The sequence below is a fragment of the Ruegeria sp. HKCCD3925 genome (assembly GCF_057221175.1).
This window is the reverse complement of sequence record NZ_JBWVBI010000001.1, coordinates 994,650-1,013,408: the sequence shown is the minus strand read 5'-3', so window position 1 is coordinate 1,013,408 and position 18,759 is coordinate 994,650. Positions and strand designations below refer to the sequence as shown.

General features: G+C 56.6%; 15 protein-coding genes and 1 tRNA gene. 7 read left to right on the top strand and 9 right to left on the bottom strand.

What is annotated here, in order from left to right:
• Positions 1 to 91 precede the first annotated feature (91 nt).
• The 3 genes from AC2TEM_RS04945 (at position 92) to AC2TEM_RS04935 (ending at position 2,640) form a co-directional block, all read left to right on the top strand.
• Positions 92 to 760, top strand: coding sequence for a hypothetical protein (locus AC2TEM_RS04945; protein WP_170426238.1), 669 nt, complete (start codon positions 92 to 94; stop codon positions 758 to 760).
• On the top strand, positions 735 to 1,655 hold the full coding sequence (locus AC2TEM_RS04940) for a hypothetical protein (protein WP_170426240.1): 921 nt from the start codon (positions 735 to 737) through the stop codon (positions 1,653 to 1,655). Before AC2TEM_RS04945 ends, AC2TEM_RS04940 begins: the two co-directional genes overlap by 26 nt.
• 97 nt (positions 1,656 to 1,752) lie before the next feature.
• A complete protein-coding gene (locus tag AC2TEM_RS04935) occupies positions 1,753 to 2,640 on the top strand; it encodes a DMT family transporter (protein WP_170426241.1) in 888 nt (295 codons plus the stop codon).
• On the opposite strand, the gene AC2TEM_RS04930 is transcribed toward AC2TEM_RS04935, so the two are convergent.
• Positions 2,616 to 3,137: a glutathione peroxidase gene (locus AC2TEM_RS04930; RefSeq protein WP_170426243.1), complete on the bottom strand. Its 522-nt coding sequence runs from the start codon at positions 3,135 to 3,137 to the stop codon at positions 2,616 to 2,618. The genes AC2TEM_RS04935 and AC2TEM_RS04930 overlap by 25 nt on opposite strands.
• Before the next feature lie 143 nt (positions 3,138 to 3,280).
• Here AC2TEM_RS04930 and msrB point away from each other — a divergent pair, with 143 nt between their 5' ends.
• Both msrB and msrA read left to right on the top strand, forming a co-directional pair.
• Positions 3,281 to 3,727 (top strand): peptide-methionine (R)-S-oxide reductase MsrB, encoded by a 447-nt coding sequence (gene msrB, locus AC2TEM_RS04925; RefSeq protein WP_170399151.1) that lies wholly within the window; start codon positions 3,281 to 3,283, stop codon positions 3,725 to 3,727.
• The gene (gene msrA, locus AC2TEM_RS04920; protein ID WP_170426245.1) at positions 3,727 to 4,239 is read left to right on the top strand and encodes a peptide-methionine (S)-S-oxide reductase MsrA; all 513 of its coding nucleotides are present in this window, start codon (positions 3,727 to 3,729) and stop codon (positions 4,237 to 4,239) included. The genes msrB and msrA overlap by 1 nt, the downstream gene beginning before the upstream one ends.
• 24 nt (positions 4,240 to 4,263) lie before the next feature.
• Here the strand turns inward: msrA and AC2TEM_RS04915 are convergent, their stop codons facing one another.
• The 7 genes from AC2TEM_RS04915 to AC2TEM_RS04885 form a co-directional block, all read right to left on the bottom strand.
• On the bottom strand, positions 4,264 to 6,267 hold the full coding sequence (locus AC2TEM_RS04915) for a hydantoinase/oxoprolinase family protein (RefSeq protein WP_170609207.1): 2,004 nt from the start codon (positions 6,265 to 6,267) through the stop codon (positions 4,264 to 4,266).
• Between the two features lie 62 nt (positions 6,268 to 6,329).
• Entirely contained in the window at positions 6,330 to 7,367 is a 1,038-nt protein-coding gene (gene queG / locus AC2TEM_RS04910) for a tRNA epoxyqueuosine(34) reductase QueG (protein ID WP_170426247.1), read from the bottom strand.
• A gap of 76 nt (positions 7,368 to 7,443) precedes the next feature.
• Positions 7,444 to 8,109: an FtsZ-binding protein FzlA gene (gene fzlA / locus AC2TEM_RS04905; RefSeq protein ID WP_170399162.1), complete on the bottom strand. Its 666-nt coding sequence runs from the start codon at positions 8,107 to 8,109 to the stop codon at positions 7,444 to 7,446.
• 60 nt (positions 8,110 to 8,169) lie between these two features.
• Positions 8,170 to 8,910 (bottom strand): monofunctional biosynthetic peptidoglycan transglycosylase, encoded by a 741-nt coding sequence (mtgA, locus tag AC2TEM_RS04900; RefSeq protein WP_170426249.1) that lies wholly within the window; start codon positions 8,908 to 8,910, stop codon positions 8,170 to 8,172.
• Between the two features lie 38 nt (positions 8,911 to 8,948).
• Positions 8,949 to 9,917, bottom strand: coding sequence for a Hint domain-containing protein (locus AC2TEM_RS04895; RefSeq protein WP_480856013.1), 969 nt, complete (start codon positions 9,915 to 9,917; stop codon positions 8,949 to 8,951).
• Between the two features lie 167 nt (positions 9,918 to 10,084).
• The gene (gene gltB, locus AC2TEM_RS04890; RefSeq protein ID WP_170426251.1) at positions 10,085 to 14,617 is read right to left on the bottom strand and encodes a glutamate synthase large subunit; all 4,533 of its coding nucleotides are present in this window, start codon (positions 14,615 to 14,617) and stop codon (positions 10,085 to 10,087) included.
• A 109-nt stretch (positions 14,618 to 14,726) separates the two neighbouring features.
• Positions 14,727 to 16,160, bottom strand: a complete 1,434-nt coding sequence (locus AC2TEM_RS04885) for an NAD(P)-dependent oxidoreductase (protein WP_170426253.1) — start codon at positions 16,158 to 16,160, stop codon at positions 14,727 to 14,729.
• A 228-nt stretch (positions 16,161 to 16,388) separates the two neighbouring features.
• Between AC2TEM_RS04885 and AC2TEM_RS04880 the strand changes: the two genes are divergently transcribed.
• The gene (locus tag AC2TEM_RS04880; RefSeq protein WP_170426255.1) at positions 16,389 to 17,192 is read left to right on the top strand and encodes an undecaprenyl-diphosphate phosphatase; all 804 of its coding nucleotides are present in this window, start codon (positions 16,389 to 16,391) and stop codon (positions 17,190 to 17,192) included.
• On the opposite strand, the gene AC2TEM_RS04875 is transcribed toward AC2TEM_RS04880, so the two are convergent.
• Positions 17,193 to 18,176 carry a complex I NDUFA9 subunit family protein gene (locus AC2TEM_RS04875; RefSeq protein ID WP_170426257.1) on the bottom strand — a complete coding sequence of 328 codons (984 nt, stop codon included), beginning with the start codon at positions 18,174 to 18,176 and terminating at the stop codon, positions 17,193 to 17,195.
• Positions 18,177 to 18,374: 198 nt separating this feature from the next.
• Between AC2TEM_RS04875 and AC2TEM_RS04870 the strand changes: the two genes are divergently transcribed.
• Positions 18,375 to 18,461, top strand: a tRNA-Leu gene (locus tag AC2TEM_RS04870).
• The last annotated feature ends 298 nt before the right edge of the window (positions 18,462 to 18,759 follow it).

The window sequence follows — 18,759 nt, the reverse complement described above, 5'->3', positions numbered from 1 at the left end:
ATTAATATCGAGTTTTTGCAGCTATCGCCATAGCTGTGTCATATTCCTCATCCACTCGCTTAATGGGAGTATTATTGAGGAATTTCGATTTATGGCACGATATCAAACCACTGAATTCGATACAGAAAATCAATTCGACTGGGCAAGCATCCAATACACGATTGAAGACGATGTTGTCGTTGCAACGCGGACGACTTTTGATGCCGGATACGAGGTCTTCGGGACTTACGAAGACGGCGTTTTGCGTCAGGAATTTTATGTCGGAACAGAAGAGGCATTGGGCTTTGATAATCGGTTCATTGACTATGACGCCAATGGCATAATGACCGAACGCGGAACGGTTTATCCAGACAGTATCCGCGTGACCGAGACCTTTCAAAATGGTGTTCCGAATGAGATTCTCATCCAAGATGGGTTTTTCGGAGACGGTGCAAAACCCTGGGACCAGATCGTTCTACGCTATGATGCGTCGGGCAATATCATAGGCCGCACGATAACAAACGATAATGGTGCCCGGACGGTTGAAGCCTTCGCGCCCGGTCATTTCAGTACTGTTCAGGACTTTCTACAAACCAAATCCTGGGATCGGATCGACTCGTTCTTCGATGTCAACGGAGAGACAAACGGACGGACGACCACCTATGACAATGGAATTGTCAAACAGGAAACGTGGGCAGACGGACAGCATAGCAACGTAACGCAGACAGACGGAAGCGACATACGACAACGGCGTCGTGAAGCACGAGGTCTGGTCAGATAGCCAGCGCGTCAGCATCAGCCAGACTGATGAGCTGGATGCGAAATCCTGGGATTCGATCACGACCGCCTATCAGGACGGACAAATCTCAGAACGTCGGCTGGAGAAAGATAATGGGGACGTAACCGTTACACTTTACGCGGATGGAAAACGTTCTGACGTGCTGCAACTGGACGGGGACGACAGTGCTTTTTGGGCATTGAAAGTCACCAGCTATCCAGACGCAGGCGGCAAAGAGATTTCTTTGTATGAAAAGGTCGAGGACATCCCTGAATCCTTGTTCCAATACTTCCCGGAACTGACCGCGCCTGACCCGCTTGAAGAGTTCGTGCTGGATTTCAATGACGGAACCCGCATCAATGACAGTGATCAGGTGCTGAATGGTGCATTTATTGCAAGTGTTAGCAAAGGGCAGAGCAACACTGATGGTATTCTAACCCCATACGAATACGGTGGCTCAAACCCCGACCCCGACCTGGAGGCGTTCAATTCCTGGGGGGCAACGGTTGGCTTCTCGAAAAGCGATGGCGAAGAATTCAACTTCAACAGCGTTTCCTTGGCCAATGCTTCCAGATCGGACACCACGTATATACCTGAATCGAACTGGGCAAACCAAGTCACAATCAATGCCTATAATGGCGATGAGCTGGTGCACTCCGCAGAGGTCGATCTGACATTCGATCACGTCACCCACGAATTTGACTGGCGCGATATTGATCAGTCGAGTTCGTCGCATCGGGAGGTGAAATCACCAATGACCATGTCGAGAACGCGGGTTGGTTCTCGATGGACGATCTTAGCTTTTTCGCCTGAATCAAGCGACAAGCTGAATCATAATGATGAGCAGCGCTTTTCTACAAAAAGCTCTGCTCATTCTCATTGCGCGCAAGCTCATTGATGCCAACTATCGGGCGACCCCGCTATTCGACGCAATGGGTCCTTGCAGCTCATGTTAAAATCAGGAACAGTCGCCCGAATTTCATCAGGAGGCCGTAATGGACCTGCGCGCCATCGCCATGGGGCTTGTTTTCGCCCTCATCTGGTCTTCGGCCTTCAGCTCGGCGCGGATCATCGTTGCCGATGCCTCGCCTTTGTTCTCGTTGGCGCTGCGATTTCTGATTTCGGGACTAATGGGCGTGGCGATCGCACGCGCCATGGGGCAAAGCTGGCGCCTGACTCGCAACCAATGGCGCGCCACTATTCTGTTCGGAATCTGCCAAAATGCCCTTTATTTGGGTCTAAACTTCTATGCGATGCAGACAGTCGAGGCTTCGGTCGCGGCGATCATCGCCTCGACTATGCCCCTGCTGGTAGCCCTTGCCGGCTGGCTGCTATTGGGTGAGCGGATACGCCCGCTGGGCATCGTCGGCTTGCTGGCAGGTTTTGTCGGTGTCGCGCTGATCATGGGTAGCCGGATTAACGCTGGTGTCGATCTGTTCGGGGTTCTGCTCTGCGGAATCGGGGCGCTGGCGCTGACCTTTGCCACCTTGGCTGTTCGGGGGGCGACTTCGGGCGGTAACTTCATGATGGTGGTTGGGCTGCAGATGCTTATCGGATCGGCGGTGCTGTTTCTCGCCGCCCCGGTGTTCGAGTCTATTCATATCCACGCCACACTGCCTTTTATGCTGGCTTTCACCTACACCACGTTATTCCCGGGCCTTCTGGCAACTTTCATCTGGTTCCTGCTACTGGATCGCATCGGCCCGATCCGTGCAGCAACGTTCCATTTCCTCAACCCGGTATTCGGCGTGACCATCGCCGCCATTTTACTGGGTGAGAAGCTGGGCCCATTGGATGCGGTGGGGGTTCTGATCACAACGCTGGGAATTCTTGCTGTACAGCTGTCGCGCGAACCCGGTCAGCGCAGCAACGCCTCGACCTGATCTATCAATTTAGGCGCATTTGGCTTGGTGCTTGACCCATAGGTGGCAACGACCTCACCCTCGGGGCCAATAAGCACTTTGTTAAAGTTCCATTTCGGGACAAAGCCAGTCTGCGCAGCAACAGCTTGGTAAAACGGATGGGCATCCGAACCTTTCACTGGAGTGATATCCGTCATCGGAAGCGTAAGGTCATAATTTAGTTCGCAAAAATTCTTGACCTCTTTCGACGACGCCAGCTCTTGTTTGAACGAATTCGACGGGACCGCCAGTACAACCAGCCCGCGTTCTTCATATGTTTCGTGCAGCTCCTGCAACGCTGCGTATTGTCCGGTAAAGCCGCAAAGCGACGCCGTGTTGACCACAAGCACGGGCTGTCCGCGCCAGTCTTCCAGTGATAGTGTCCCGCCATCGATTGATGAAAATTCGCCCGTCAGTGGTGCCGCCTGAAGGGCTTTGCCCAACAAGATCAGAGCAGTCAAAAGAGCCATACGGAACATCACTTCACCTCCTGTTATAAATCATACGCGCTGTGCATTCGTTTGGATCAACTGCACAGACCCGCGAGCGCGCTGTAATATGGTTTTGATTCCTGCGCATCTATGCCCAAATAGGACATCATCATTCAAACACCGGAGGATCCATGTCCCGTTATACCAAAGACCCCGAGGTCATTGCGGCCCTCTCACCTGAAGAATTTCACGTCACCCAGCGCAGCGGCACCGAACGCCCGGGCACTGGCAAGCTGTTGAACAACAAGGAACCGGGCATCTACGTGGATATCGTCTCGGGCGAGCCGCTGTTCGCCTCGACCCACAAATACGAATCCGGCTGCGGCTGGCCCAGTTTCACCAAGCCAATCATACATGAACATGTCGAAGAGTTTCGCGACACCACTCATGGCATGATCCGGACCGAGGTCCGCTCGAAACACGGCGACAGCCACCTGGGCCACGTGTTTCCCGATGGCCCCCGCGAACATGGCGGGCTACGCTATTGCATCAATTCCGCCTCGCTGCGGTTCATTCATCGCGACGAGATGGAGGCCGAAGGGTATGGCGAATTTCTGATCCATGTGGAGGATATCTGATGACCGATGAACGCGCCGTTCTGGCCGGAGGCTGCTTTTGGGGCATGCAGGACCTGATCCGCAAACTGCCCGGCGTCTCGCGCACCCGCGTCGGGTACACCGGCGGCGATGTGCTAAACGCAACTTATCGCAACCACGGCACCCATGCTGAAGGGATCGAAATCTTGTTCGACCCGACCCAGATCACCTATCGCGATCTGCTAGAGTTCTTTTTCCAGATCCACGACCCGACCACCCTGAATCGTCAGGGCAATGACCGCGGAATGAGTTATCGCTCGGCGATCTACTATGTGGACGATGCCCAGAAACAGGTGGCCGAAGATACAATTGCCGATGTCAACGCCAGCGGCATTTGGCCCGGCAATGTGGTGACCGAAGTCGAACCCGTCGGCGATTTCTGGGAAGCCGAGCCCGAGCATCAAGATTACCTAGAGCGCATCCCCAACGGATACACCTGCCATTTCCCGCGCCCGGACTGGGTGCTGCCAAAACGCTCCAGTGCGGCAGAATGACATGCGCGGTAGCCCCTTGCGGGGCTATCCGACCGCCACCCGTGGTCGTCCGCTCGCTTCAACCGTGATCAACGCTTCGACGAATACCTCTTGCGCCTCAATCTTGGCGGTGCGGATATCGCGGTCGACTGTCACGCGTATATCCTCGGCACCTGCTTGGCGCACCGCGCCCTCAGCCTCGTTGCGCAGCACCTCTTCAAGCAGCTGCAGAGCGGAATTCGAGTCCGAGAAATCCTGCGGCCCCTCTTCCAGATGTACCCGATAGCGGCCTTCGGCCGGGGACGTAACTGAACCGGCACGCCGAAGGGTCAGCCGCCCGACAACCGCACCGATGGCATTTGCAACACCGGCATGCTCTGGCAGGACCATCTTGCAATGCAACCGCTCTCCGACTGCCGGGTAATAGCTGGGGGCCGAAGCCCCAAGGCCCACCACATCCACATTCAACGCGGTATCCAATGCCAACAACCCTCGGTGTTTCGCCAACCCGCGCTGCGTCAGAACATGCCGGGCCAGATCTCTTGCAGGCTGGTCAAACCCATGGCTCTCCTCGGCAAAAGCAGTCTCTAACAAGGTCAATGCGGTTTGTTCCGTCAACTGATCAACGATAATCTGAGCCAGCGCTTCAGGCGATACTGCCAGCCTGTCCCCTGATCCAACCCGCTTACGCGCCATCAGTTCCAGCGCCTTGAGCGCTGCCGAGCAGTCCCAATCCGCAAGCCGCCCCAGAGCATGGCTGGCATCCGAAGGGGTGACACCCGAGACCTGTACGATCCCGCGATCCACCAAACGACCCAGTGCCCCATGCTCCATCCGGGTTTGCAACAGACTGCTGAGCGGCACAACACGATCCTCCAACCGGTCCAGTAACACTGATTCACGCGGCCCGACCCCATCGGCGGGGATACCCGACACACGACGGGCAAACCTCGTGTCATGTTCACCTACGGTCGTCGCCCGCAATTGCTCATCCAATGCCGCATGTACCACATCCGGGGCCTCAGCTGCGATCAGCGACACCGGCAGCACCCGACGCGGCCCAAGGAAGACACCGCCGCCCAAGCCTTCGGTCACCACATGCACCTGACTGTCACCGCCCAAACCATGAGTCCGCATCGCAACCGCTTCAACCATGGTCCTGAAACCGCCAACCTGCGCGCCTGCGGGGTCGATGGCAGGTTTGCCATCTCTGATCAGCGCGACGTCGGTCGTGGTCCCGCCGATATCGGACACCAGCGCGTTCTCAACATCGGTCAGCCAGCGCGCGCCAACGATAGAGGCCGCAGGGCCACTTAGGATCGTTTCAATCGGACGCTCCCGCGCCTGCTCGGCGCTCATCAAAGCGCCATCCCCGCGCACAACCATCATTGGGGCGGTGATGCCCTGCGCGCGCAACTGATCCTGCGCGCGCCCGATCAAGCGGTCGATCATCCCGATCAATCGTGCATTCAGCACGGCGGTCACTGCACGCTTTGGCCCATTCAGCTTGGCCGACAGATGATGAGAGCACGTGACCGGCACTCCCGTACGCTCGGAAATCACGCGCGCCACTTCCAGTTCATGCGCCGGATTCCTGGTCGCGAACTGTGCCGCAACCGCATAACCGGAAATGCCTGAATGTGAGTCTAAAAAGGCCTCAAGCCCTGCAACATCCAATTCGGCGACCTGACCCCCGGCATGGTTGTGCCCACCGGCCAGAACCAAAGCCGGATCGCCCTTCAACGCCTCTCTTAGACCGTGTTTCTCAAGGTCGCTTTCCCGAAACCCGACATAGATCAACGCCACGCGCCCGCCCTGGCCTTCGACCAACGCATTGGTGGCCAGCGTTGTCGACAACGATGCCATCCCAATCTGATCCGGAGACACATCAGCCGTCTCTAGCACAGCAGAAACCGCGCGGCCCACACCAATCGCCAGATCCGCTCGTGTGGTCAGCGATTTGGCCGACGCGATCACCTCGCGCTCATCCCGGATCAGCACCGCATCCGTGTAGGTTCCGCCCGTATCCACCCCCAAAGCCAACGCCATCGGGTCCTCCATCTGTTCGCCAGAACCGGGTGTAGCGTTTTCCTGCGGCGCGTCCAGCCTGTTTACGACAACCGGGATGCCGCCCAGCGCGCGGCATCAGCCACGGTCGGATCCGGATCATCGGTCAGCGTCTGTGCAACCTGCAGTAACGCCGGCACCGCTGAGTTCCCAATCGCATAAAGCACGTTCCGCACGAACCGATTCCGTCCGATCCGCTTTATCGGCGAGCCCGAGAACATCGCGCGGAATGCTGTATCATCCAGCTGCGCCAGTTCCGCCAACGGAGGTGCCTTTAGCTCCTCCCGCGCCGCATAGCGAAGGTCACTGGCCGCGACCGCAAACTTGTTCCACGGGCAGGCCGCAAGACAATCATCGCAGCCATAGATTCGGTTGCCCAACAGCGCGCGCAACTCTTCCTCCACCGGCCCCTTATGCTCGATGGTCAGATACGAAATACAGCGCCGCGCATCCAACTGATACGGTGCCGGAAACGCGTCGGTCGGACAGGCCGTCAAACACGCGCGGCATGAGCCACAATGGTCGACCTCAGCGCCATCCACAGGCAAATCCAAAGTTGTGAAAACAGACCCTAAAAAGGCCCAATTTCCCCAATCCTGACTGACAAGATTGGTATGCTTGCCCTGCCACCCCAGCCCAGCGGCCTGCCCCAGCGCCTTCTCTGGCACCGGAGCAGTATCGACAAACACCTTCACTTCACCCCCACCCTCGGCAATCAGCCAGCGCGCCAATCGTTTGAGGCGCTTCTTAACCAGATCGTGATAATCCTTGTTCTGCGCATAAACCGAAATGGCGCCCAAGTTGGAATGCGCCAGCACCGCAGTCGGGTCATGCTCGGGCGTATAGCTCTCCGCAAGCATGATCACCGACCGCGCGTCAGGCCACAGCACAGACGGATCACCGCGCCAATGAGCCCGCTCAGCCATCCAGCCCATCTGGCCATGATATCCGGCTTGTAGAAAGGCATCCAACCGTTCGGGAACAAGGGGCACATCCCAAGGACGACAAACCCGACAGGCGACAAACCCCTCAGACAAGGCTTGCTCCACCAACCGCTGTTTCAACTCCGATCCGCTCTTCATCTGGCCAAAAATACCTTCGGGGGTGAATTGACCCAATGGCCAAGAGGGGGCGGACAGCCCCCTACCCCTCAATCTATCAGAAATCCAGATCCGCGTAATGTGGCGGTGGCCGGAATCCCGGAACCTGATCCGCCAGAATCGAGCGGAACGCCGGGCGGGATTTGATCTTGGCGTACCAGTCCTTCACCGCAGAGCTTCGGTTCCAATCTACGTCCGAAATGTAATCCAGCGCCGACAGATGCGCCGCCGCGGCGAAATCGGCCAATGTCATCTGATCTCCGGCCAGCCAGCGACGGTGATCCAGCAGCCAGGCCATATAATCCAGATGATACTTGATCGCGCGCGCGCCTTCCTTGACGTTCTTGCTGTCCGGATAGCCTTGCCCCGTTACTTTCTTGTTCACCCGCTCATAGAGTAGCTTTGAGGTCACCTCGTGGTGAAACTTGTCATCAAACCAGCCTACCAAACGCCGCACCTCATAACGTGCTTCGGCTTTTTTAGGCATCAAGGGTGGCTCGGGTCGGGTCTCTTCGATATATTCGCAGATCGCGGCGCTCTCGGCCATGATCTGACCATCCAGTCGCAGCACAGGAACCTTACCCGCCGGGTTGCGGCGCAAAAAATCCGGGTCCTGTTCCCAGTATCGTTCTTCGACCAGCTCAACCTCGATCTTCTTTTCGGCCAGAGACAGGCGAACCTTGCGGCAATAGGGCGAGAGGGGGACGTGAAACAGACGCGCCATGAACTTCCATTCGAACCAGTAGAGTACCCTTCAAGCTTTAGCCGCTGAGGGGTCTGGGTTTCAATCCTCGAAACACGCGGCGCGTCCATCTGCGCGGATGGTGGCCGCTCCATCCAGAATTGACGCGGCACGCCTGCGGGTCCGCACCGATGGATCCGTCACCGACCGGTTGCGCGGGGATGGCAGAATCGCCGCCACACGCGCCGCTTGTGTCGGAGACATTTTTGCCGCACTCACCCCATAATACTTCTGCGCCGCGGCCTCGACGCCAAAGATCCCTTGTCCGGTTTCCGCGACGTTCAGATACACTTCGAGAATGCGCTGCTTGCTCCAGACGATTTCAACAATCGGAGTCATCGAGGTTTCAAGCGCCTTGCGGACCCAGCTGCGCCCCTGCCAGAGAAATACATTCTTGACCACCTGCTGCGTGATGGTCGATGCACCCCGGCTGCCGCCATCTTCCAGCGCATCGCGGATCGCTTCGACATCAAAGCCCCAATGCAGGCAGAAGTTGGCATCCTCGGCTGCTACGACCGACCGCGCCATGATCGGGGCAATCTCTTCGATCGGCACCCACTCGCGATCAACCTTCCCAAGCCGACGCCACTCGGACCAGATCGTATGCGTGACCGGCGGGTTCACGACTGAATAGATCAGAACCAAAGACACAAAAGCCACGACCATCGCCAGAACAACACGAAGGGCCCAGCGCCGTATCCGAGCGATGGGGCCTGTTGTTTTGTTTGATCTGGACGCCTTCTTTTTCTTACCGCGCGGTTTGCGGACTGCTTTTTTTGCCATGCCTTGCTATACGCCGCGAAGGGCGTATTTGAAACGGATTATTTCGACAACATCTGTCCGTCGCGCGGTCGCACAACCGGGCGTGCAGTTCTGACTGAGGCTGCTCCGCGCGCCGCCAACTCCGGGAACAAGGCCAATACTTCTGCTTGCGTCCGACGCTCGGCCTGGGTCAGTGCATGTCCCGGGTAGTAGCTTTCACTTTTGGCGCCATTGGCGAACACGATCTCATGTCGCCGGAACAGAATGTGGATATAATCCACCTCGCCCCCTTCGACACGCGTCACTGTTGTTCCGTTCACAAGACAATGGGCAGCGATCAGAACTTCTTCATGGCCAAACAGGTAGGGTGCACGCCAATCATCGATCAGCATCCTGTGCTGCGGCGAAACAAGCAGAGGGCGCGTGAGCCCGAACATCCCTGTCTCGAAGCGAATTGGGGCCAGTTTACCCTCGGCTGCTACCTTGGTCCGACCAATCCAGAGCACAGGTTTAGCGCCGCTATCCGCGGTCGTAACCAGATCTCCAGGTTTCAGGTCCTCGACCGGTCGGGGCCCATCGGGGGTATTAATCAATGTGCCGGGCGTAAAGCAGGGCGGACCGAGATCACCGTTGGCGATATCGACCGAACCAAACGAAGCCCCATCATCGCTAAAATCGGTGACTGAAGAAGAAACAAATGTGCCTTGCTGCAGAACCGATCCGTCTGTTGGGGTAAAAACCTCGCGCCCGTCAGCAAGGTAGAAGGTAACGCCGGTATATGTAACCTGCGCACCACCTGGCAACTCGATCGTCACCATATCATTGAAGTAAGACGCAGTGATATCAGATCCGTCAACCGAGTCTCCATTCAGCCGGTTGACCAGATCATCGTCATTCTGATCGATGATATCAAAGAACTCGACGTTGAGCGTGGATCCAACAACGGTTCCGTTCGCACCCGGATTGGCCGGGTCGAGCACAAAAAACTGATCTGTATACGTCGTGGGCACACCGATATTCCACTTCACTCACATCATTGGGATAGCAGCATGCCTGCATTTCCCGAATAAACTATGACTAAAGCTAGGCGTTATGCACGGCATTACACAAGAATTGGAAACAATATGGCCAGACAAAAGAATACCCGGCGTGTTGGGAACGACACGCCGGGCCAAAGATTTAGATCTCTCAAGACCTATTCTGCAGGAACCGCCGCCACTTCGGTGGTCAGAGGATGACTGAGCTTGTTCAACATCTCTTTTGGGCAAACCTGCAGGAAGTTGGTCTTTTCCACATCCCAATGCTGTAAGATATCAATGGCTTTGCGGCTGTTGGTCTCCGCGACATGGCGCTCGATCATTGCTTTCAGCTGATCTTCCCAATGGTCCACTGTCACCGGACAGGTGACAAGCGTCTCCATATTCATCAGCGCCTCAGCTTTGCCTTCGGGGTCGTACAGATAAGCCATACCACCCGTCATCCCCGCACCAAAGTTGGCACCGATATCGCCGAGAATAACCGCAACGCCGCCGGTCATGTATTCACATCCGTTCGAGCCGCAGCCTTCGATAACCACTCTGGCACCTGAATTTCGCACCGCGAACCGCTCACCTGCGCGGCCTGCTGCAAATAGGTGGCCATCGGTGGCACCGTATAGGACGGTGTTGCCAATGATGGTGTTATATTCCGCCTTGAGCGGGCTCACCTGCGGGGGTCGCACAACAATCATGCCGCCCGAAAGCCCCTTGCCGACATAGTCGTTGGCATCACCCGAGACCTCCAGCTTGAGACCTGGAGCGGCAAAAGCCCCCAGCGACTGGCCGGCCGAACCCTGCAGTTTCACATGCAAGTGATCGTCCTGGAACGTGTTCCGCATGCCGAAATTCTGGACGATGTGGCTTGAGACACGTGTACCCACGGTCCGATGCGTGTTCTGCACCGCGTAAGATAGTTGCATCTTCTCACCGTCTTTCAGGAACCGTGCTGCATCGCGCACAATCTCGGCATCCAGCGTATCCGGCACTGCATTACGATCCTTGTCGCGGTTGTAGACGATATCATGTGCACCATCGACGGTGATCAACAGCGGGTTGAGGTCCAGATCATCCAGATGCGCCGATCCGCGGCTGACCTGTGCTAGCAGATCAGCACGACCGATGATTTCGTCAATCGAACGTGCGCCGAGGCTAGCCAGCAGTTCTCGCACTTCCTGTGCGTAGAAGGTGATCAGGTTCACCACCTTGTCCGCGTTGCCAGTAAACTTGGCACGCAACGATTCGTCCTGCGTACACACGCCCACCGGACAGGTGTTCGACTGGCACTGACGCACCATAATACAGCCCATTGCGATCAGGGCGGCGGTACCGATGCCGTATTCCTCAGCGCCCATCATCGCGGCCATGACGATGTCACGACCGGTGCGCAGGCCACCATCCGTCCGCAGAGTCACACGGTCGCGCAGGTTGTTCATCGCCAGAACCTGATGGGCTTCGGTCAGGCCCATTTCCCATGGCAGGCCGGCATATTTGATGCTGGTCGCAGGTGAGGCCCCAGTACCGCCATTGTGACCCGAAATAAGGATAATATCGGCTTTCGCCTTGGCCACACCGGCAGCAATCGTGCCAACGCCCGAGGACGCCACCAGCTTAACCGTCACTTTGCAGCGCGGGTTGATCTGTTTCAGGTCATAGATCAGCTGCGCCAAATCCTCGATCGAGTAGATGTCGTGGTGCGGCGGCGGCGAGATCAGCGTAACGCCCTTGGTAGAATGCCTCAGACGCGCGATCAGGTCTGTGACTTTCATACCCGGCAGCTGACCGCCCTCACCCGGTTTCGCGCCTTGAGCGACCTTGATCTCAAGCTCTTCGCACTGGTTCAGGTATTCGGCGGTCACGCCGAACCGGCCCGAGGCCACCTGTTTGATCTTGGCCGACGGGTTGTCACCGTTGGGCTCGGGCACAAAATGCGCAGGGTCTTCACCACCTTCGCCGGAATCCGACTTCGCGCCAATCCGGTTCATCGCCACGTTCAGTGTCTTGTGCGCCTCGGGGCTTAGGGCGCCCAGCGACATGCCTGGAGTGACAAAGCGTTTGCGGATTGAAGTGATCGATTCGACCTCTTCGATCGGCACCGGCTTGCCCAGCGGCTTGAAATCCATCAGATCGCGCAAGTGAATCGGAGGATTGGACTGCATCTTGGCCGAATACTGTTTCCACAGCTCATATGAGGCGCGGTTACAGGCCATTTGCATCATGTGCATTGAGGTTGCTTCCCACGCGTGGGTCTCACCCGATTTACGCGCTTTGTAGAAACCTCCGATGGGCAGAACATCCAAACCGCTGTCCCACGCCTTGGCATGAGTTTCTTCGACTTTGGTCTGAATACCGGTGACACCGATGCCGGAGATACGACTGGTCATACCCGGGAAATACTCGGCCACCATCGCGCGGCTGAGACCCACGGCTTCGAAATTCAGACCACCGCGATAGGACGAGATCACCGAAATACCCATCTTGGCCATAATCTTCAGCAGACCCTGGTCGATGGCTTCGCGATAGCGCGCAACGTTTTCGGTCAGGGTGCCGTCCAGCAGACCACGGTCAATGCGATCAGCCAGTGAGTCTTCGGCCAGATAGGCGTTCACAACAGTCGCGCCACAGCCGATCAGAACCGCAAAGTAATGAGGATCAACACATTCAGCAGACCGCACGTTCAGCGAACAAAAGGTCCGCAAACCCTGACGGGTCAAATGCGAATGCACAGCACTGGTGGCCAGGATCATCGGCATCGCCACACGACCTTGCCCTGAATTCATGTCAGACAGCACCAAGTGACCCGCGCCCGAGCGCACGGCTTCTTCTGCTTCGGCTCTAACACGCGCCAAAGCAGCGCTCAGAGCGCCTCGGCCGGGTTCAAAGCTACAATCGATCTCCGCAAGGGGTGAACCCAGTTGATTGACCAGGGTGTCCCATTGTGCATTGCCGACAAAGGGGCTTTCCAGAACGATGATCTCGGTCTGGCTGCTGTCTTCGTCCAGCACGTTCTTAAGGTTGCCGAACCGCGTCTTCAGCGACATCACACGGTATTCACGCAAACTGTCGATCGGAGGGTTCGTCACCTGGCTGAAGTTCTGCCGGAAAAAGTGGCTAAGCGGGCGGTATTGCTTGGACAGAACAGCCGAGGGCGTATCATCGCCCATCGAAGCCAGCGCCTCTTTGCCGTCCTCTGCCATCGGGGCAAGAATCTGTTCTAGGTCTTCTACAGAATACCCGGCCGCGATCTGACGCTTGCGCAGTTCTTCTCCGGTGAATTTCGGGTGTTCCGTAACGCCCGCAAGTGACTCGTCCAGATCGTTTATCTTGCCGACCCAGTCGCCAAACGGCAGTGCTCGGGCCAGTTTGTCCTTGATCTGCTTGTCGCGGAACAGCTTGCCCTTTTTCATATCGACAGCCAGCATCTGGCCCGGTCCCAGCGCGCCTTTTTCGGTCACGGTGGCCTCATCAATCGGCACCATACCCGCCTCGGACCCCGCGATGACCAGACCATCGCCGGTTACCACATAGCGCATCGGGCGCAGACCATTCCGATCCAAACCGGCACATACCCAGCGGCCATCCGTCATTGCCAGCGCAGCAGGGCCATCCCAAGGTTCCATCACTGAATTGCAGTAGGAATACATGTCGCGCCAGCTTTGCGGCAGCTCGATAGCTTGCTTGGACCAGCTTTCCGGAACCAGCATGGTTTTCGCCATCGGCGCCGAGCGCCCCGCACGCACCAAGACCTCGAATACCGAGTCTAATGCGGCGGAATCCGACGATCCGCCCGCTATGATCGGTTTGATATCCTCGGCATAGACGCCAAAGCTATCCGAGGTCATGCGGATCTCGTGGCTTTTCATCCAGTTGATGTTGCCTTTCAGCGTGTTGATCTCACCGTTGTGGGCCAACATACGGAAGGGCTGGGCCAGCCACCATTGCGGGAACGTGTTGGTCGAATAGCGCTGGTGGTAAATCGCAAAAGCGGACTCGAACCGCTCATCCATCAGGTCGGGGTAGAAAACAGCGACCTGCTCGGCCAGCATCATGCCTTTATAGATGATCGACCGGCAAGACAGCGACGCCAGATACAGCCCCGAGATTCCTGCGGCCAGCGCCGCTTTTTCAATACGGCGACGAATGACATAGAGCTCACGCTCGAATGTCTCTTCATCCACGCCTTTGGAGTTCGAGATCAGGATTTGCTCAATCTCGGGCCGGGTCGCGTTGGCCTTTTCGCCCAGACAGGTCACATCAACCGGCACATGTCGCCAGCCATAAATATAGTAACCCATGCGCAGAACTTCGGTTTCCACTATAGTCCGGCATTGTTCCTGCGCGCCAAAATCCGTGCGGGGCAGGAAAACCTGACCGACAGCAACCAGTTCATCCAAGTTTGGTTCATGACCCGTGCGACGAATCTGATCATAGAAGAATGGGACCGGGATCTGCACATGGATACCTGCGCCATCCCCGGTTTTACCGTCCGCATCTACCGCGCCGCGATGCCAGATTGCCTTTAGCGCATCGATCCCGGCATCCACCACCTTGCGTGACGGCTTACCATCGACGGACACAACAAGGCCCACACCGCACGAGGAATGTTCTTCTTCCTCTGAATAGAGACCGTTTTCTGCCATCCATTTGCGCTTGGCTTCTTCGGCCCGCACCCAATCGGCATCATATTTGGTCATTGGCTGTCTCCTTCTTCCCAAGGGGGCACACAGGCTTTTGTTAATCTGTCGGCGTTCGCTTTCGAACGCATACCCGCTGGGATTTTTCGAATTGCTTTTGCGTTTTGTTTCACTCGGCTGCGATGGCGGATTTGGCGTTAAAACGCTCAATTATGGCATCTGCGCAATCGCGCCCGTCACGGATCGCCCAGACCACCAGCGAAGCACCGCGCACGATGTCGCCGATGGCATAAACGCCCTCCATCTCGGTTGCACCGGTCTGGAACGCAGCTTTGATTGTACCCCAGCGGGTCACAGGCAGATCAGGTTGGCCGAATAAGGTGGGCAGGTCTTCGGGTTCGAAGCCAAGCGCCTTGATCACCAGATCGGCCTCTTCGACATAGTCTGCGCCCTCAATCACTTCGGGAGCCTGACGGCCCGAGGCATCGGGCTGGCCCAGACGCATCTTCTGCACCATGACACCGTTTACTTGCTCATCGCCGGTAAAGCCCTTGGGTGCGCTAAGCCATTCGAAGATCACGCCTTCTTCCTCGGCATTCTGGGTCTCACGCTGCGAGCCCGGCATATTGGCGCGGTCCCGACGATAGAGGCATTTGACCGACGTCGCACCCTGACGAATCGACGTGCGCACGCAATCCATTGCGGTATCGCCCCCGCCGATGACGACCACTTTCTTACCTTCCGCGTTCAGGCGGCCATTGTCGAAGTCATCAACCGCATCGCCAAAACTTTTGCGATTCGAGGCTGTCAGAAAATCGATCGCCTTTTCAATCCCACCCAGACCGCTGCCGGGCATGGACAGATCACGGGATTTGTAGACGCCCGTTGCAATAATCACCGCATCATGTTTCGCGTGGATTTCCGCGAATTTCGCGGCGTCCACATCGCAGTTCAGCTCAAATGCAACACCACCATCTACAAGCAGGTCATTTCGGCGTTGGACGATATCCTTTTCCAGCTTGAATCCTGGAATGCCGTACATCAGCAGCCCCCCCGCACGGTCATATCGATCATAGACCGTGACCTGAATACCCGCCCGGCGCAGCATATCCGCCGCAGCCAATCCACCGGGTCCACCGCCAATGATACCCACGCTTTCGTCGCGCTCGGCACGGGGATGAACGGGTTTGACCCAGCCTTTATCCCAGGCTGTATCGGTAATGTATTTCTCGATCGAGCCGATGGTGACCGTACCGTGGCCTGATTGCTCGATCACGCAATTGCCTTCGCACAGACGGTCCTGTGGGCAAATGCGACCGCAAATTTCAGGGAAAGTGTTGGTAGCCTGGCTTGTTTGATACGCCTCTTCCAACCGCCCGGTTGCCGTCAGATTCAGCCAATCAGGGATATTGTTGTGCAGCGGACAATGGGACTGGCAATAGGGCACTCCGCACTGGCTGCATCGGCTGGCCTGTTCGGCCGCCTTCTCCGCGGCGTACTCGGCATAGATTTCATCGAAGTCCTCTTTGCGGTCACTGGCGGCACGCTTTTCAGGCATGACACGATCGATCTGCACAAATTTCAGCATCGGTTGCTTGGCCACGGGTCAGACTCCATGAATTGGCTTGGTCAGGGTTCTTTAAGTGATGTCATTCTGGATGAAAAGTCAACAGTACTGACCTATATTGAGAAAACTGCATCGCTCGATGTTTTTTCAGAGAAATTTGTCGTGTTTTTAGTTCCGATTCGGACCTATCTGGACACTTCACTTTCCCGTTGCCCGCTTATACCCATTGTTCTCAACAAAACGAGCACGGTACCGGCAGAGCAGATGAGCCTTTTTCACTTGATTCTTGTGGCGATCATTCAGGGCGTCACCGAATTCTTGCCTGTATCTTCATCCGGGCACCTGATCCTGCTGCCCCGCCTGACTGGCGCGGTTGATCAAGGCCTGGCAATCGATGTCGCCGTCCATGTAGGAACACTTGGCGCGGTTATTCTTTATTTCTGGTCAGATGTGAAACAAGCCCTCGCCGGGATACCCCAAATTATCCGAGGACGAATTGAGACGCCTCAGGCGCGGTTGGCACTGGGCTTGGTCATCGCCACGATCCCGACAGTCATCGCGGGCGGGATCGTGTACCTGACGGGGCTTGAGCAGGCTCTGCGTTCAGTCGCCGTCATCGGATGGGCGATGCTTGGCTTCGGGTTAGTGCTGTATTGGATGGATCAAAAGGGGGTACAAACCAAACGTAGTTCGGACTGGGGCTTAAAGGACGCAATGATCATGGGGCTGTGGCAGATGTTGGCCTTGATCCCGGGGACTTCACGCTCGGGGATTACGATCACAGGCGCTCGTCAGCTTGGCTATACACGCGAAGATGGTGCGCGGATTGCCATGCTGATGTCGATACCTACGATCATCGCTTCGGGCGTCCTGCTTTCGGTCGACGTCATCCGTGAGGCGGATACACAGCTGGCCAAGGACGGCGCGATTGCCGCAGCCTTCGCCTTTGTTTCGGCTCTGCTCGCGCTTAACCTGATGATGCGGCTTCTGCGTAGCGTCAGTTTCACACCCTATGTGATCTACCGGGTCATCCTCGGAGCAATACTGCTAATGATCGCCTATAGCTGATCAGATGCGCAGGTTCTTGGCCGAGTTCTGAATATCGTCATACTGACCCGCGGGGCGGAATTTCCACAGATATTCTGGCAGAACCGACTCCAACGTTGCGGGCTCGATCCCGAGGTCCGAAAAACCTTTAGCGTCATCCGCCACCACATTATCGCGCCGCAGATTCTTAAGTTGGTCACGAGTCAGGATATTGTTCGGAAACAACTGAAAACTGACGAACTTCGCGATATCCAACACACCCGCCATGATTTTCGCCGCCCAGAAAGGCATCCCGATGATGATCCGGCGGCGATGAATTACTTCGAGCATCTGCTGCATCAAGGCGCGGAAACTCTTTACCTCTGGCCCGCCCAGTTCATAAACACCGGCAGACGCTTTGCCCAGAACGCCTTGAACTGCCGCTTGTGCAACATCATCGACATAGACAGGTTGAAATTTCGTTTCCGCCCCAACAAGCGGCAGGAACGGGCTCATCCGTGTCATTCCTGCGAAGCGGTTGAAAAACTGGTCTTCGGTGCCGAAAATGACTGATGGGCGCAGAATGACGGCACCCGGCATGTGTTGCAAAACGCCCGCCTCGCCCTGCGCTTTGGTGCGTGCATATTGGCTGTCGGATTCGGGATCCGCACCGATGGCCGAGATATGAACCATGCGGTCAATACCCTGAGCGGCCGCCAGCCGGGCGATCCGTTCGGCACCTTCGGCCTGCACTGCGTCGAACGCATTCTTGCCCAGCTCATTCAATACGCCAACGCAATTCACCACGGCGTCCACACCATGCATCGCTGCAGCGACCGAGGCGTCATCACGGATATTGCACAAGATAGGCTCGACCTGACCAACCGCGCCATAGGGTCTGACGAACATCGCTTCATTGGGCCGCCGCACAGCGACGCGGACACGCCAGCCTTCGGCAGCCATACGCCGCGCGATATATCGGCCAACAAAGCCCGATCCACCGTAAATCGTGACGAGTTTCGACATGATGGCGCTCCTGCTGTCTTGGTCTGAATTGATCTAGCGCCCACGAGCCCGTCGAACAAGGCGCAATAACGCCGCGCTTCTCTGAAAATCCGTCGCGTGAACCAGAAGTTGGGGCACGCATCAAAAAACTTTCAAAAACACCCCCGAATCTGGTTGACGCCCACTGCCAGTCAGCTTAAACGCCCCTCCACGACACCTGCCCAGGTGGCGGAATTGGTAGACGCGCTAGCTTCAGGTGCTAGTGTCCGTATGGACGTGGAGGTTCGAGTCCTCTCCTGGGCACCAAAATCTCCATAAAATTTGAACCCTGGCACTTCCGGTCACTTGACCGATGTACAATCAGACTGGTTTGGCCTGTCTGAGTCAATTTCTTTGTTTGACCCCGAGAATCGACCCGTAGCTACCGGAATTAACAGTCTCTGTTGCACTACCTTTTGCCAGTCGAAGAAGGACATGGTGCAATGCTATGGCAATTTCCTGCAAATCAAACTCATCTTTTTTGAAGATACCTACCCGTCACGCTTGTTAGTTACAAAGTCAACTATTACCACACCGATTAAATTCGATCGTATCTGTCCGGAAG